Source organism: Clostridioides sp. GD02367 (assembly GCF_045900275.1).
GTDB classification, from domain to species: domain Bacteria; phylum Bacillota; class Clostridia; order Peptostreptococcales; family Peptostreptococcaceae; genus Clostridioides; species Clostridioides difficile_A.
The window spans coordinates 262,354-278,825 of the sequence record NZ_JBJODK010000001.1 but is presented as its reverse complement, the minus strand read 5'-3'; the positions used below and the strand labels follow the sequence as shown (position 1 = coordinate 278,825).

General features: G+C 28.8%; 13 protein-coding genes. 12 read left to right on the top strand and 1 reads right to left on the bottom strand.

What is annotated here, in order from left to right; all coding sequences use genetic code 11:
• Positions 1–94: 94 nt before the first annotated feature.
• From Q3223_RS01115 to Q3223_RS01095, 5 genes are all read left to right on the top strand, one after another.
• Positions 95–643, top strand: coding sequence for a biotin transporter BioY (locus Q3223_RS01115; protein ID WP_243193298.1), 549 nt, complete (start codon positions 95–97; stop codon positions 641–643).
• A 16-nt stretch (positions 644–659) separates the two neighbouring features.
• Complete coding sequence (locus Q3223_RS01110) at positions 660–1,796, top strand: thiolase family protein (RefSeq protein ID WP_407811474.1); 1,137 nt, start codon at positions 660–662, stop codon at positions 1,794–1,796.
• A gap of 3 nt (positions 1,797–1,799) precedes the next feature.
• Positions 1,800–3,185, top strand: coding sequence for an AMP-binding protein (locus Q3223_RS01105; protein ID WP_407811473.1), 1,386 nt, complete (start codon positions 1,800–1,802; stop codon positions 3,183–3,185).
• 75 nt (positions 3,186–3,260) lie between these two features.
• On the top strand, positions 3,261–4,136 hold the full coding sequence (dpsA, locus tag Q3223_RS01100; protein WP_407811472.1) for a dipicolinate synthase subunit DpsA: 876 nt from the start codon (positions 3,261–3,263) through the stop codon (positions 4,134–4,136).
• Between the two features lie 2 nt (positions 4,137–4,138).
• Positions 4,139–4,729 carry a dipicolinate synthase subunit B gene (locus Q3223_RS01095; protein ID WP_054271494.1) on the top strand — a complete coding sequence of 197 codons (591 nt, stop codon included), beginning with the start codon at positions 4,139–4,141 and terminating at the stop codon, positions 4,727–4,729.
• A 125-nt stretch (positions 4,730–4,854) separates the two neighbouring features.
• Here the strand turns inward: Q3223_RS01095 and Q3223_RS01090 are convergent, their stop codons facing one another.
• On the bottom strand, positions 4,855–5,043 hold the full coding sequence (locus tag Q3223_RS01090; RefSeq protein WP_074179836.1) for a hypothetical protein: 189 nt from the start codon (positions 5,041–5,043) through the stop codon (positions 4,855–4,857).
• A 387-nt stretch (positions 5,044–5,430) separates the two neighbouring features.
• On the opposite strand from Q3223_RS01090, the gene adhE reads away from it, so the two are divergent.
• From adhE to Q3223_RS01055, 7 genes are all read left to right on the top strand, one after another.
• Positions 5,431–8,085: a bifunctional acetaldehyde-CoA/alcohol dehydrogenase gene (gene adhE / locus Q3223_RS01085; protein ID WP_407811471.1), complete on the top strand. Its 2,655-nt coding sequence runs from the start codon at positions 5,431–5,433 to the stop codon at positions 8,083–8,085.
• Between the two features lie 273 nt (positions 8,086–8,358).
• Positions 8,359–10,584, top strand: a complete 2,226-nt coding sequence (locus tag Q3223_RS01080; RefSeq protein WP_054271492.1) for an EAL domain-containing protein — start codon at positions 8,359–8,361, stop codon at positions 10,582–10,584.
• A gap of 250 nt (positions 10,585–10,834) precedes the next feature.
• The gene (locus tag Q3223_RS01075; RefSeq protein ID WP_054271491.1) at positions 10,835–11,497 is read left to right on the top strand and encodes a B3/4 domain-containing protein; all 663 of its coding nucleotides are present in this window, start codon (positions 10,835–10,837) and stop codon (positions 11,495–11,497) included.
• A 326-nt stretch (positions 11,498–11,823) separates the two neighbouring features.
• Positions 11,824–13,233 carry a L,D-transpeptidase family protein gene (locus Q3223_RS01070; protein WP_407811470.1) on the top strand — a complete coding sequence of 470 codons (1,410 nt, stop codon included), beginning with the start codon at positions 11,824–11,826 and terminating at the stop codon, positions 13,231–13,233.
• Positions 13,234–13,328: 95 nt separating this feature from the next.
• The gene (locus tag Q3223_RS01065; protein ID WP_074179833.1) at positions 13,329–13,604 is read left to right on the top strand and encodes a hypothetical protein; all 276 of its coding nucleotides are present in this window, start codon (positions 13,329–13,331) and stop codon (positions 13,602–13,604) included.
• Positions 13,605–14,233: 629 nt separating this feature from the next.
• Positions 14,234–14,545, top strand: coding sequence for a hypothetical protein (locus tag Q3223_RS01060; protein ID WP_074179832.1), 312 nt, complete (start codon positions 14,234–14,236; stop codon positions 14,543–14,545).
• A 1-nt stretch (position 14,546) separates the two neighbouring features.
• Positions 14,547–16,472, top strand: a complete 1,926-nt coding sequence (locus Q3223_RS01055; protein ID WP_074179831.1) for a V-type ATP synthase subunit I — start codon at positions 14,547–14,549, stop codon at positions 16,470–16,472.

Here is a 16,472-nt window from a genome sequence, read left to right as displayed (position 1 = left end):
GTCTTTCTTTTATACTAAAACAAAGCTTTGATAGAAAACTTGTATATATACATATAAACTAAATTGAATAAGACATATGAAGGGAATTATAAAAATGAAAAATACTAAGGTAAATATTCAAGATTTAACTAAAATGTCAATATGTGTAGCATTGTTATGTATATCATCCTACATATATATACCATTGCCATTTACACCAGCAGGAGTAACAGCACAAACAATAATGATAAATTTAATAGCTTTGATTTTAACACCAAGACAAGCATTTAGCACAGTTGGCGTATATATAATGATAGGTTTAATTGGAATACCAGTATTTGGTGGAGGAACATCTGGGATTGGAAAATTGTTAAGTCCAACAGGAGGTTTTTATTTTGGATTTTTGTTTGCAGCATTAATTATTAGTTTATTAAAAGGAAAAAATAATGATATTAAACGATATATACTAATAACAATTTTTATTGGTATGCCAATTATATATTTTATGGGAACAGTATTTATGTGTTATTTTAATCAAATGACAGTAGAAGCAGCACTTTTTACAGCTGTTGTACCATTTTTAATTGGAGATACAATAAAAGCAGTTATTGCATCCTTTTTAGGTATTAAATTAAATAATGTACTAAAAAGAAATCTATTATAAGGAGAGATTATAATATATGGAAGAAGTTTTTATATTAGGAGGACTTAGAAGTCACATAGGTCTAAAAAATGGGATATTTCAATTTGTTCAACCTGAATCATTAGGCGCAAGTGTATTAAAACATCTAATTGAAAAATATGAAATTGATAAGATTGATGAGATTATATGTGGAAATGCAGTTGGAACAGGTGGTAATATAGCAAGATTAATGACTTTAACAGCAGGTGTGTCAAATGAAGTACCTGCTTTTACTGTAGATATGCAGTGTGCTTCTGCTATGATGAGCATAGACATAGCATTTTCAAAAATTAAATCTGGGCAGTGTGATTTAATTATTGCTGGTGGGTTTGAAAGTAGCTCTCTGCAACCAATGCGTACATACCATAAAAATGATAAACGATATGATATAAAGAATCCTAATTATATAGTTGCTCAATTTTCACCTGATGATAATAGTGAAAATAGCATGTTAGAAGGTGCAGAAAGAGTAGCAAAATTGTATCAGATTAAGAAAACAGAATTAGATTTTTGGGTGAAAGAAAGCCACAAAAGAGCAAAGAGGGCGAGAGAAGATAAAGTACTTGAGGATATCATATATCCTATAGATAATAATACTTATGACGAAGGTATACGAGACAAGATGAGCCAAAGATTATTAGACAGAGTTCCACCGATTTTGGGAAAAGAAACTATTACAAATGCAGCAAATTCATGTCTTATTAATGATGGAGCTTCATTTATTATATTGTGCTCTAAAAAATACATAGAAAATACAAAAAAGAAGCCTAAAGCAAAGATTGTCAATGCATGTACAATAGGAACAGATGCAAATTTAAGTCCAACATCTGCTATAAAAGCAATGGAAAAAATTTTAGAAATAGAAAAAATTAATTATCTAGATATATCTGCTGTTGAATTTAATGAAGCATTTGCAGTTATAGATGTACTATTTCAAAGAAAATATCCAGAATTGATTGATAGATACAATTTATTTGGTGGAGCTTTAGCATATGGCCATCCATATGGTGCTTCAGGTTCAATTATTGCATTACATCTTTTAAAAGCATTAGAAAAGACTAATGGTAGATATGGGATTTGTTCTATAGCTGCAGCTGGTGGATTGGGTTCAGCCTTATTAATTGAAAGGGTGTAGATTATGAACTACTATGAACTTCTAAAAATAAAAAGAGATAGTCATAAAAATAAAGATTTTTTAATTATAGATGGGGAAAAACATACTTATAAAAATATGTTAAGTTATAGTGAGGAGCTTGGAAAACAAATTTCTATAGGAGATAATACACCTATTTTAATATATTCTAAAAGTATAATGTTTCAGTTAGTGAGTTTTTTCGCAATTAATTATTCAAAAAATGTACCTATTATTTGTCATTATAATCTTTCTAAAAAAGTATTGAATGATATTCTAATAAAAAATAATATTTCAATAGTTATATCTGATGAGCCTATGGACAACATTAATTTATTTGATGATAATGAAAAAGTAAAGAAAACTAATTTTTCTATATTTAATCCTAAATTTAATATATATATGTATCAATATAATACTCCTATAAACTATATAGATAAAGATATTTGCATGGGTGTTTTATCTTCAGGTTCTACAAGTGTTCCAAAAGTATTGTATAGAACATATCATAGTTGGGTTGGATTCTTTCCTATTCAAAATGATATTTTTAATATATCTAAGGAATCAATTTTATTTATTAATGGAACATTGAGTTTTACAGGAAATCTAAATTCTTTAATATCAGTATTATATGAAGGTGGAAGTGTTGTAATAAGTTCAGGTATGAATTGTAAGGCATGGATAAAAGCAATAAAACAATATAATATAACGAATATATATCTCATACCTACAAAGCTACAACTCTTAGTCAAACATTTAAAAGAAGAGATACTCAATGTTGTAAGTATTTTCACTGGCTCTCAATTATTGTTTGAAAATACTGCAAAAAGTTTAAAGTACTATATGCCAAAATCTGAAATTATTTTATATTATGGAGCAAGTGAATTAAACTACATTACATATTTATGTTATGATGAATTGATTAAGAAACCTTTAAGTGTAGGAAGACCATTTCCTAAAATAGATGTATATGTTAGAGATGGAAAGATTTTTGTAAATACAAAATATGCAGTATATGATGCAACAAGACCTTATTCTGTTAATGATGTTGGATATTTTGATGATGATGGATATTTAATTTTTGAAGGAAGAAATGATGATATTGTAAATATTGGAGGATTTAAAGTTAGCTCTACTAAGGTTGAAAATGAAGTGAAAAAAATTCCTCAAATTGAGAACGCAGTTGTATTACCATATTCAGACTCCATAAGAGGAAGTCAAATTGCATTATTTGTAACAATTATAGATAAAATTACAAAGAAAGATTTATTAATTAAAATGAGAGAGAATCTAATAAAAAATGAAATACCAAGAAAAGTTATCTTTTTAAATTCATTTCCATATACCTCTTCTGAAAAGATAGATAGATTAGCATTATTAAAAATATTATAGATATAATATTTAGTAATTTTAGTGAACCAATATATTGATAAAAACATATTGTATATAGTAAAGGAGGCTTACAATATGTCAAATCAATACGATATAACTGTTATCGGGGGAGACCTGCGACAAGTGTACATGGTAAAAAAACTAATTAATAAAGGGTATTCTGTAGTCACTTATGGAATATCAAATGAAATAATAAATGGAATCGTTGGAAAAGCAACTTCACTAGCTGAGGCACTATCCAAAAGTTCCATTATTTTATGTCCAATTCCATTTACAAAGAATCAAGTTAACATTGAAAATACTGATGGTTGTCTAGATGCTACTATTGATAACTTGCTAATTAATTTATCTCCTAATCAAATATTATTTGGAGGTAACATACCAACTAAAGTTTGTAAATTTTGTGAGCAACACTCTATTCAGATTTATGATTTTATGAAAATGAATGATGTTGCTATTTTAAATGCAGTTGCTACAGCTGAAGGCGCTATAGCAGAAGCTATTAAAAGAAGTATAATTAATATACATCAAAGTAACTGCTTAGTATTAGGTTTTGGAAGATGTGCACAAATACTTGCAAAAAAATTATACTCTTTAGATGCAAATGTATGTGTTGGAGCAAGGAGTAATGATGCAAGAAGTACGGCTAATGCATTTGGATATTCTAGTATTTCTTTGAATCAACTTGATGAAAAACTTTTACAGTTTGATTATATTTTTAATACTATACCAGAATGTGTTTTAACAAAAGAAAGACTGGAAAAAGTATCACAAGAAGTAACTATTATTGATATAGCTTCTTCTCCTGGTGGAGTGGATTATTCTGTTACGAAAGATACAGGTATTAATGCGACTCTTTGTCCTGGGCTTCCTGGTAAATACTCACCAAAAACATCTGGTGAAATTCTTGTTAATGCTATAGAAAATATTATAAATGAAAGAAGGGGTTAGAAATGAGACTTGAAGGACTTACAATTGGAGTAGGATTTACTGGTTCGTTTTGTACTTATGATAAAATATTTATAGAGTTAGAGAATTTGGTTAAAGAAGGAGCAAATGTACACACTATATTTTCAGATGTATCACAAAATATTGATTGTAGATTTGGAAATTCTGAAGAGTTTATGAAAAAAGCATATGAACTTACAGGTAATAAGCCTATAGTTACAATTGAAGAGGCAGAGCCATTTGGACCTAAAGGGATTGCTGATATTATAATAATAGCACCTTGTACTGGAAATACTGCTGCAAAATTAGCTAATGGGATTACAGATTCACCAGTATTGATGGCAGCTAAAGGTCATCTTCGTAATGATAAACCATTAGTAATATCAATATCAACGAACGATGCTCTGAGTTTCAACTTCAAAAACATTGGTATTCTCCTTAATTCTAAAAATATATATTTTGTACCTTTTGGTCAAGATAACTGTAAAGCAAAGCCTAATTCTATGATTGCACATACTGAGTTAATAGTTCCAACTATAGAACTTGCTCTAGAGAATAAGCAATTGCAACCAGTTATAAAAAGTCCACACCAATAAATTAGTGATGTGATATATGTATTGTATGTAATATTAATAAAAGTCCAGCAATGTTATTTGCTGGACTTTTATCTATAATATATTAAAAGTATTTACCTAATCTAATTTATAAACTGGAATTTATATTACTTTGCTTCTTTGAATATCAAGTTAACTGTACTTGATACAAAACAAGCAGACATAATTAAGATAAATACTGATAGTCCTCTAATAAACAAATTGTCCACATAATAGGTTACTACTGCAATACCTCCAAGAGCTAAAATTGTACTCATAATTAAAGATAAAATGCTAATTACTTTTAATTTTTTCATCCTTATTCCTCCTATGAACTCTAAGTTTATCTATATTGTATTAACTATATCTTATTTCATATCACATAAGAATTGTGAATGTATATGTTTAATTATACTATATTAAAAAATTCTCCGTATATATTTTTATTTATAAGAAAAATGACATGTTAAAATAATAACGTTATCATTAAGTTTTGAGATGGATTTTTCTATAATCTACATAAAAAATAAAGTGATATATGATGAAAATAAGTATTCTTAAAGTAGAGTATTAGTGGGACAAGTAAGATTATTTTAAATAAAAATAAAATGTTAAAAAAATAACTTGAAAATAGAAAAAGAAGGTGCTATACTGTTAATAAATTAACAGTTAAGTAAAAAATACTATTCTAGGAGGTTGTCAAAATGGCCAATAAAGAACAGGATATAATAGAAAATATAAAGGGAGATGAGGTTATGTCAATTAATGTAGATGTTGTAAATAATGTTGAAACTTTAGTTAAAAAGTTAGCAAAAATTAGAGAGGCTCAAAAAATATTTGCCACATATACTCAAGAGCAAGTAGATAAGATTTTTTTAGCAGCATCTTTAGCAGCTAATAAGCAAAGAGTTCCTCTAGCTATAATGGCACAAAAAGAAACTGGTATGGGGATTGCAGAAGATAAAGTCATAAAGAATCATTATGCTTCAGAGTATATATATAATGCATATAAAGAAACTAGAACTTGTGGTGTAATAGAGAAAGATGAGGCATTTGGTATGACTAAAATTGCTGAACCAATAGGTGTTATTGCAGCTGTTGTACCTACAACTAATCCAACTTCTACTGCTATATTTAAAGCACTTTTGGCACTTAAGACTAGAAATGGGATAATTTTCTCTCCACATCCAAGAGCAAAGAATTCTACTATAGAAGCTGCAAAAGTAGTTCTTGAGGCGGCTGTTTTAGCTGGAGCTCCTGAAGGTATAATAGGATGGATAGACGAACCTTCTTTAGAATTAACTACAACTGTTATGAAAGAAGTGGATTTAACTCTTGCTACAGGGGGACCTGGAATGGTTAAATCAGCATATTCATCTGGGAAGCCAGCTATTGGAGTTGGAGCAGGTAATACACCAGCAATAATTGATGATAGTGCAGATATAAAAACTGCTGTAAATTCAATTCTTGTGTCTAAAACTTTTGACAATGGTATGATATGTGCTTCTGAACAATCAGTTATAGTATTAGAAAATGTATATAATGAAGTTAAAAAAGAATTTAAAGAGCGTGGCGCTTATTTATTAAATAAAGATGAAACAGAAAAAATGAGAAATGTAATTTTGATAAATGGAGGATTAAACTCTAAAATAGTTGGACAGACAGCTTGTACAATAGCAAAACTTGCAGGTTTTGAAGTTCCAGAGGATGCTAAAGTTTTAATAGGTGAAGTAGAGTCTGTTGAGTTAGAAGAGGCTTTTGCTCATGAGAAACTTTCACCAGTACTTGCAATGTATAGAGCAAATGATTTTGATGATGCAGTTAGAAAAGCAGAAAAATTAGTAGAAGATGGAGGATTTGGTCATACATCTTCACTATATATTGATGATGTAAATCAAAGGGAAAAACTTGATAAATTTACTTCTGCTATGAAAACTTGTAGAATTTTAATTAATACTCCTTCTTCTCAAGGTGGTATAGGTGACTTATATAATTTTAAACTAGCTCCTTCTCTTACTTTAGGATGTGGGTCTTGGGGTGGAAATTCAGTATCTGAAAATGTAGGAGTTAAGCACTTACTTAATATTAAGACAGTAGCTGAGAGGAGAGAAAATATGCTTTGGTTTAGAGCACCAGAAAAAGTTTATTTCAAAAAGGGTTGTTTAGGAGTTGCATTAAAAGAACTTAAAGATGTAATGAATAAAAAGAGAGCTTTTATTGTAACAGATACATTCCTTTACAATAATGGATATACTAAAGCAGTGACTGACTTATTAGATGAAATGAATATTAAACATACTACATTCTTTGAAGTAGAGCCAGACCCAACTTTGGAATGTGCCAAGATAGGTGCTAAAGCAATGAGAGAGTTTAACCCAGATGTAATAATATCTATAGGTGGAGGAAGTGCAATGGATGCAGGAAAGATAATGTGGACATTGTATGAGCATCCAGAAGTAGATTTCCAAGACCTAGCTATGAGATTTATGGATATAAGAAAAAGAGTATATACATTCCCTAAAATGGGTGAAAAGGCCAATTTCGTAGCAATACCAACATCAGCAGGTACTGGCTCAGAAGTAACACCATTTGCTGTTATAACTGACCAAGATACAGGGGTAAAATATCCACTAGCTGATTATGAATTAATGCCAAATATGGCTATAGTTGACTCTGATATGATGATGAATATGCCAAAAAGTTTAACTTCTGCTTCTGGTATAGATGCTTTGACTCATGCATTAGAAGCATATGTATCTATGCTTGCAACTGATTATACAAATGGTATTGCACTACAAGCTATTAAGAGTATATTTGAATATCTTCCACGTGCATATGATAATGGAGCAAAAGACCCAGAAGCTAGAGAAAAAATGGCAAATGCTTCAACAATGGCAGGTATGGCTTTTGCAAATGCATTTTTAGGGGTTTGTCACTCTATGGCCCATAAACTAGGTGCTTTCCATCATGTACCACATGGTGTTGCAAATGCTCTTTTAATAACAGAGGTTATGAAATTTAATTCTTCAGATGCACCAAAGAAAATGGGAGCATTTTCTCAATATAAATACCCAGAGGCGTTGAAAAGATATGCTGAAATAGCTTCATTCTTAGGTTTAAAAGGAAATTCTGATGAAGAGAAATTCGAAAGCTTACTAATAGCTATTGAAGAATTAAAATCTAAAGTTGGTATTCCTAAAACTATAAAAGACTTTGGTGTTGAAGAATCTAAGTTCATGGATTCAATAGATGAAATGGTAATTCAAGCATTTGATGACCAGTGTACAGGAGCAAATCCAAGGTATCCTCTTATGAGTGAAATAAAAAATATGTATTTAAATTCATATTATGGAAGATAAATTAATAAAAAATAGATAAAATAAAGTCCCTTATGCATAAGATAAAAATTTACTGTATAAGGGATTTTTATTTTAAAAAATGAATAGTTTTTATTCTTTAATTCAAAATTTAATTAAATAGTGTTATTATAATAATTAAGGATGTTTTATATAATAATTATATTGGTTTTAGACATTATATTTGGGTATATGTGTATATAACATAAATGATAAATTTGTATTAAAAAGATATGTTAGCTATATAAGGTATTGACTAATTAGGGGAGGAGTCAAATGACAAAAAGGAATAAGAATATTACATTAATTATAATTCTTTTATTGACCTCAATATTTCTGATAATGGGGTATCTATATATAGAAGATACAAAAAATCTTCTTATATCAGAGGCAGAGGTACATATAAAAGAAGTTGCAACACAAGGTTCTCAATTAGCGCAAAAACAAATTGAAAAAGATTTAGATGTTTTAAATATTTTTTCAAATTATTATACTTCAAATCCAGACATATCTAATGAAGAAAAAATGAAAAAACTTTTAGAGGAAATGGAAAATCAAAAATTTTATACTATGGCAATTGTTGACATGGAGGGTAATGCAGAAAATACTAAGGGTAATAAGTTTTCAGTTAAGGATAGAGAATTTTTTAAAAATTCAATCAAAGGTAAGGAATACGTTTCAAGCCCATATGTTGATGAAGTAGATAAATCTGTAAAAAAAGTTACTATCTCAGTACCAATATTAAATAATAATAAAGTGGTTGGAGTTTTATATTGTACTTATGATGTTAATACTCTAATGAAACTTATAAATGTATCTTTTTATGAAAATAACAGTATATCTTACGTTGTAAAAAATGATGGTACAGTCATACTTCATCCTCAACAAGATAGACTATCAGAAAATATTTATAAATTGTTAAAACAGGATAATGATATTAAAGATGTAAATAAGTTAAAAAAAGAGTTACAAGAAAACCAAACAGGTGCGACAATCTTGGAGATGTCAGGAGAAAAAAGATACCTAGGATATGCCACTATGGATAATGGAAATGAGAAAAATAACTATATAAAGGATTGGAATTTGATTTTTTCAGTTCCAGAAAGTGTTATATTTAAGAATTCAGAGCAGATTATCAAGAGAGCTTTATATGCAGTGTTATTAATTATATTTATATTTATTACAATAATTTTCTACATAATGTACATAAAAAATTCTAATGAAAAAGAAGTCTTGAGTTTGGCCTATGAAGATAAGATTACTCATATAGGAAATCAAAATAAGTTTTATAAGGAGTGTAGTAGATATCTTTTAAATAAACCATCTTTAAACTATATTATAGTATATTTTGACATTAACAATTTTAAGATGATTAATGATACTTTTGGATATGGATTTGGTGATAATCTGTTAATTACAATAGCAAAAGCTTTGAAAGAAGAACTAACAGAAGGTGAAATATATGCAAGACTTTCAAGTGATTATTTTTCAATTTTCTGTGATTATAAAAAAGGAAGAGATAAAGTTATAAGAAAACTTGATAATATACGAGATAATATTGAAAGGAATCTAAATACCGTATTTGAGATTTCTCTGTGTGTAGGGATTTACTTTGTAGAAGAAGGAGAAGTAGATATTCAAAAGGCTGTAAATAAGGCAAATATGGCTAGGTCTGTTGCCAAAGGTAAAAATGTAAATTATGCTATTTACAATGAGGATGTTAGAAATAAGCTTAGTGAAGAATCAATTATTTTAGATGACATAAAAACAGCCCTAGTAAAAAATCAATTTGAAGTATATTATCAACCTAAGTTTTCACTTGTAAATGGTGAAATGATAGGAAGTGAGGCACTAATAAGATGGAATCATCCAGAATATGGATTTATAAGCCCAGCAATATTTATACCTATAGCAGAGAAAAGTCAATTGATTTTAAAAATTGGAAGGTTTGTGTTTGAAAGAGTATGCATAGACCTATCTGACTGGAAGAAACAAGGTAAAAATATAGTTCCAGTTTCAGTAAATTTATCTAGAGTTGAGTTATACCAACCAGATATAGTGAAATTCATCAATGATACTATACAAAAGTATAATATAAATTCAGATTTAATTGAATTGGAGATAACAGAAACTGTAGCTATGAATGAATTAAATATTTTAAAGAATGTCTTAAATGAGTTAAGAAAGTATGGATTTTTTATTTCTATGGATGACTTTGGAACAGGCTATTCTTCTATCAGCTGTTTAAGGGATATGCCAATTGATGTACTTAAATTAGATAGATCTTTTCTTGATGGTATTGAAAATGATAAGAGAAGCCGTAATATAGCAAAATCTATAGTATCTCTAGCTAAATCACTAGACTTAATTGTAATTATAGAGGGTGTTGAGACTAAGGAACAAGCTGAGTTAATGAAGCAATTTGGATGTGATTTAGTTCAAGGATTTTATTTTGCAAGACCAATGCCAGGTATAAATTTTATAAATTTACTAAAAGATTAGGATTTAATCTTTATATAAAGCACTAGTTATAAATACTTGAGTTTAATAAATTCTTGTTAAATAATTAGTGTTTTTTTGATTTTTAGTCATATATTGACTGTATGTAAAGGAAAAATAATCGCCTTTTACAAAAATTGTATTAAAAATAAATTATTTTGTTAATAAACATGTCATTAACAAAGGAATAGTACTATAATGTATAGATGATAAAAACTTTAATAAAAATTTAGTGTATAGGAGTTGTTTGAGTATGATAGATGTAAGTATTGATAAAAAACTTAAGGAAAGATGGCCTAATGCTAAGTTAGGATGTATCCAAGCAAAAGTAGCAGTAAGTAAGAGCTCAGAAAAATTGATTAGTGAGATAAACGCATTTTGTGATATTTTAAATCAAAGTCTAAAAGTTGAAGATATTACAAAATTGGATAAGATTAAAGATGCAAGAAACGCTTATAAAGAACTTGGTAAAAATCCAAGTAGATATAGAACATCTTCAGAAGCATTAGTTAGAAGAATTATTCAAGGGAAAGGTCTTTACACAATAAATAATATAGTTGAAATAAATAATCTAATATCAATAAAATCATTGTATCCAGTAGGTACATATAATGTAAGTAAATTACATTCACCAGTATGCTTTACTGTAGGAGATGAAGGAGAGCAGTATAAAGGTATTGGAAAGGAATTGATAAATATAGAAAATCTTCCGATATTATCTGATTCACTAGGTAAATTTGGAAGTCCGACTAGTGACTCTGAGAGAGCAATGATAACAGAGGATGCAAATGAAATATTGATTTGTATATTTTCTTTTAGCCAAGAATCGGATATTGAAGAATATTTTGACTATGCTAAGGAATTACTTAAAGAATATGCAGATGGAAAAGATATAGAAACTAAAATAATTAAATAGAATGTATATAACAACGTTATGTTAGATTGAAATATAATCTTTAAAATAAGTAGTTATTAGTTACAAAAACAGATAGATATCCCCATGATTCTTAAAAGTATGGTAATATATTAATATAGCAGAGCCTAATATTTAAGGGATTTTGAAAGGAGGTATTTACAATAACTACTTTATTTAAAATATAAAATAGTATCATGAAAATAACTCTATATTTAAAAATGTAAATAATACTACAGTAATTTGGGTATATAAAATAAGGCAAATATGATTTTGTTTAAAAAGCAATAAAGTACATAGGTAATTATAATGTAAGGAAGGATTTAATTATGATTGATGGAAAAGAGGTAAAACAAGAAAGTGGGCAAAAAAATCTGAAGTTTAAGATAGGTATAGTAGTCGGTGTTTTAGTTGTAGCTTATATAGGAATGGCAATCTTTTTTAGAAGTCATTTTTATTTTGGAACAACTATTAATGGAGTTAAAGCTTCAGGAAAAACAGTTGAGCAAGTAAATGATTTATTAGCATCAAGTACTAGTTCTTATACCTTAAATTTAGAGGAAAGAGATAATAAGAAAGAACAAATAAAAGCAAAAGATATTGATTTAAAGTTTACATCAGATGATAAAGTCCAAAAGATAAAAGATAGCCAGAGTGCATTTGGATGGATTGTTGGGATATTTAAATCTAAAGAGTATAATAATATGGTAACTCTTTCATATAATAAAGATTTACTAGAAAAGAAATTTAATGCTCTAGCTTGTTTTGATAGTAAAAAAGTTGTAGAACCTAAGAGTGCTTACCCTAAGTATGATAGTACTAAAAATGCTTATACTATAGTTCCAGAGGTACTTGGAAACAAGGTAAAAGAAGATGACTTTTATAAGTTAGTACAAAAATCAATTAATTCTGGAGAAACTTCTATTTCTTTAGAAGAAAATAAGGTATATGAAGCACCAAACAATACGAAGGATTCAGAAAAATTGAAAGAAGCTATTAAGACATTAGATAAGTATGTTGGTGTAGTTGTTACATATGATTTTAGTGACCGTAAGGAAACTTTAGATGGTGTTGAGATTAATAAATGGTTAAAGGTAGATTCAGAAAAGAATTATGAGATAAGCTTTGATAATGCTACTATGGTTGAATATGTGAGAGGACTAAGCAAAAAATATAGTACTTTTGGAGATTCAAGACCATTTAAAACTGCAACAGGTAAAGACATTACAATTTCAGGTGGAATTTATGGTTGGTTGATAGACAAAAACAAAGAAGCTGAAGCATTGGTTGATGTTGTAAAAGCTGGTAAAAATGTTACAAGAGAACCTATTTACATACAAAAAGCTATATCTCGTAATAAAGATGATATTGGAAATACATATGTAGAGATTAGTCTTTCTAACCAACATATGTGGTTCTTTAAAAATGGAGAGATGCTTGTATCAACAGATGTTGTAACAGGGGATTTAGGTAGAGGATTTGCCACACCATCAGGTATATACCCTCTTAATTATAAGGCTAGAAATGTTTCATTAACTGGGCAAGGTTACAGTTCACCTGTAAGCTATTGGCTTCCATTCAATGGAAATATAGGAATTCATGATGCTACTTGGAGAAGTTCTTTTGGTGGAGGTATATATAGATCTTCAGGTTCGCATGGATGTGTAAATACGCCTTTTTCTAAAGCAAAGAAGATATATGAAAATATAGAGCCAGGTACACCAATTATTTTATATTAGTGAATATATAGGATTATGAGCATTAAGTGAAGTCATCTTAGTTTTTTAAGATGACTTCATTTTTATATAGGGGTTATTAAAAGGAGGAATATATAATGAATGAAAAATTAATTAGGATTTTAGAAGAAGCCAGGAAAGATGAAAAGTTCAAAATAGAACTTATAAAAACAAGAGAACAACGTGATGTTATGGATTCATTTTGCAAAGTTGTTACATCTAGAGGTTATGATATAACAGTAGGGGAACTTTTCTCTATAGGAGAAGAATATACATCAAATCTATTGAAAAGTGTAAATGGAGGAGCAGCATATCCTATTGAAGATTGGAGTGATTGGTACGAGGATTTTTTTATAATGCTGTCGAATATATAAAATAACTGGATATATTATCGATTTTAAATTAATATAACTAGTTAAAATAAAAATATCAAATATAAGTGTAAATTTTATCAATCTTAGAAAATATTAATTTATATCTAAGTAAATACAAAAAATTAAATTAAAAATAAGGTGACAAAAATCGATATCGCTCAATGATTTATAAAACTTAGATGAAATAGTGTGAGATATTTCTAAAAATTCAAAAAAAACAATTAGTTTCAATACTATAAGTGTTGAAAAAACTGATAAAAATATTTTATATGTAATAAATAAAATTATATATAGAAAAATATTGAAATAAAAATTAAAAATGTCGATAAAACGTTAATTTTAAAACAGAATAACGCTATTGACAAACCATATCGCTTTAAATTATAATTATTGAAAATAATGGTATTAAAAAATCATACTCATGTCATAGTCTAAAAGTAAGTCAAAAAAGGATGTAAATCTAAGTAAATGCTACTCTAAAATATGTTTTATTAAGAGATAAACGTTAAAAAATATTAATTATTATATAAAAATGCTGTTTATACTTTAACAATGAGGTAGTAATCTAATTAGAATAAAAAAATCTAATTGGTTATATACATAGTAAAAAGGTAAGAGAGGTGATTTGGATGGCTTTTGAAATAATAAAAAGCATTGTTGAGGCAGAGCAGACAGCAGACAGTATCAAAGTAAAAGCTGTTACTGATGCAGAGTCTATCAGAGCTGATGCTGTAAACAAATGTGAAAGCATCTTTGCTGATGTAAAAAAGCAAGCAAAGCTTATGGAAGAAACTCTTATTGAGAAGGCAGTCACCGACAGTAAGGTGGAGGTTGATAAAATCTTAGCTGATGCTAAAAGTGAATGTCTGAAAATTGAAAAAACTGCTAAAGAAAGAAAAAGTAAGGCGATTGAAGCGGTTATTGGAAAGGTAGTGAGATAATATGGCAATAGTTAATATGAACAAAATATCTATTGTTGGCTTAGAAGCTCAAAAAAGCCAGATTTTAAAGCTACTTATGAACCGTGGGTTTGTTCAGATTGATGATAGTGCCTTTCTTACTGAGGAGGAGGAGTTAAAAAATTATCTTGTAAAAGATAGTGAAGAATCAGAAGTTATAATGTTAGAACAAAAGATGTCTCATGTAAATCAAGCGATTAACATTGTTTCTTCACTAGTGAAACAAAAGAAAGCCATGTTTGTACCAAAAAGAGAGTTTGACAGAATTAATAGCGAAAAAGAAGAACAAATTTACGCTGAAGCTTTGGAGTTAAACACTCTACATAAGGAGATAGGTACAATAAGGGCTAACATAAATCTATTGAATAACAATAAAAATATGTTAGAACCATGGGTGAATTTTGATATTCCTCTTGAAAATATGGAAACTAAGTATACAAAAACTATACTTGGGACTGTACCTACAAGTGCAAATGTTGATGCCTTAAGAGTAAAATTAGAAGATGAAATACCAGAAAGTGTTCTTGGAATTATTAATTCCGACAAGTTAATGAACTATGTTTATTTAATTACTTTGAAAGAAACTTTTGATAATTCTTTAGAGGTTCTAAAAGAATTTAATTTTTCAGTAGTTGCATTGCCAAATGAAGAAGGTACACCATCACAAGCTATTAAGAAATATAATGAAATGATAATTAGACAGGAAAACGTTTCTAAGAATAAGACAGAAGAAATTAAAAGCCATGCAGATAATATGCACATGCTTGAAAATCTATATGATTTTTACACTATAGAAAGAGACCAAAAAAAGATTATAGAGAGGCTTGTCAAAACAAAAACAACATTCTGCCTTAACGGTTGGCTACCAAGCAAAAGAGCAGATGAGCTAATTAAAGAAATTACAGAAAAGTTTGACTGTTGTGTTCAAACAGAGGAAGGAGATAAAGAAGAAGGTTTCCCAATTCTGCTTGAAAACAATAAAGTTGTAACACCTTTTGAAAGTGTAACAAATATGTACAGCTGTCCAAGCACAAAAGATATTGACCCAAATACAATTATGACTTTCTTTTATGTTGTATTCTTTGGAATGATGCTAAGTGATGCTGCATATGGGATGATAATTGCACTAGCATGTGGATTTATTGTATACAAATCAAAAATGCAAAAAGGTGAAGGAAATTTAATTAAACTTATTGGTATTTGTGGAGTTTCAACTACTATATGGGGTCTTATATTCGGGGGTATTTTGGGGGATTTAATTCCTATAAAAGCTCTAATCAATCCTTTAGAGGATGTTATGGTACTTATGGGAATGTCATTACTGTTCGGTATTATCCATATATATGTAGGTTTGGGAATTAAAGCATATACATTAATAAGAGATGGCAAGGTAATAGATGCAATTTTTGATATAGGTTTTTGGTATTTATGTATAACAGGGGTATGTCTACTTATAATACCTTTTGTTGCAGGCGATATAGGTGTATTTTCTGAAGTAGGAAAATATTTGGCAATTATAGGTGCTTTAGGTCTTGTCCTTACTCAAGGAAGAAGCTTTAAAGGTGTTCCTGTTAAGCTTTTCAAAGGATTCTCAAGCCTTTATGGTATAACAAGTTATTTTGCTGATATATTATCTTATACAAGAATTATGGCACTTTGTCTAACAACAGGAGTTATAGGGCAGGTTATCAATCTTTTAGGGGCTATAGCTGGTCCAATATTTGCAGTTGTAATTGGTGTTGTAGGACACACAATAAACCTTCTTATAAATGCACTAGGTGCATATGTTCATACAAGTAGGTTACAGTATGTAGAATTTTTCAACAAGTTTTATGAAGGCGGAGGAGTTCCTTTTGTTCCGTTTAAGTATAAAACAAAATATACAAGCATTAATAAAAAGGAGATGTAA

Bases quoted from the DNA above. Each gene is read 5' to 3' on its own strand.
- dpsA (WP_407811472.1), top strand. From the start codon at position 3,261: ATGTCAAATCAATACGATATAACTGTTATCGGGGGAGACCTGCGACAA.
- Q3223_RS01115 (WP_243193298.1), top strand. From the start codon at position 95: ATGAAAAATACTAAGGTAAATATTCAAGATTTAACTAAAATGTCAATA.
- Q3223_RS01070 (WP_407811470.1), top strand. From the start codon at position 11,824: ATGATTGATGGAAAAGAGGTAAAACAAGAAAGTGGGCAAAAAAATCTG.
- Q3223_RS01080 (WP_054271492.1), top strand. From the start codon at position 8,359: ATGACAAAAAGGAATAAGAATATTACATTAATTATAATTCTTTTATTG.
- Q3223_RS01060 (WP_074179832.1), top strand. From the start codon at position 14,234: ATGGCTTTTGAAATAATAAAAAGCATTGTTGAGGCAGAGCAGACAGCA.
- Q3223_RS01110 (WP_407811474.1), top strand. From the start codon at position 660: ATGGAAGAAGTTTTTATATTAGGAGGACTTAGAAGTCACATAGGTCTA.
- Q3223_RS01075 (WP_054271491.1), top strand. From the start codon at position 10,835: ATGATAGATGTAAGTATTGATAAAAAACTTAAGGAAAGATGGCCTAAT.
- Q3223_RS01095 (WP_054271494.1), top strand. From the start codon at position 4,139: ATGAGACTTGAAGGACTTACAATTGGAGTAGGATTTACTGGTTCGTTT.
- Q3223_RS01090 (WP_074179836.1), bottom strand. From the start codon at position 5,043: ATGAAAAAATTAAAAGTAATTAGCATTTTATCTTTAATTATGAGTACA.
- Q3223_RS01105 (WP_407811473.1), top strand. From the start codon at position 1,800: ATGAACTACTATGAACTTCTAAAAATAAAAAGAGATAGTCATAAAAAT.
- Q3223_RS01065 (WP_074179833.1), top strand. From the start codon at position 13,329: ATGAATGAAAAATTAATTAGGATTTTAGAAGAAGCCAGGAAAGATGAA.
- Q3223_RS01055 (WP_074179831.1), top strand. From the start codon at position 14,547: ATGGCAATAGTTAATATGAACAAAATATCTATTGTTGGCTTAGAAGCT.
- adhE (WP_407811471.1), top strand. From the start codon at position 5,431: ATGGCCAATAAAGAACAGGATATAATAGAAAATATAAAGGGAGATGAG.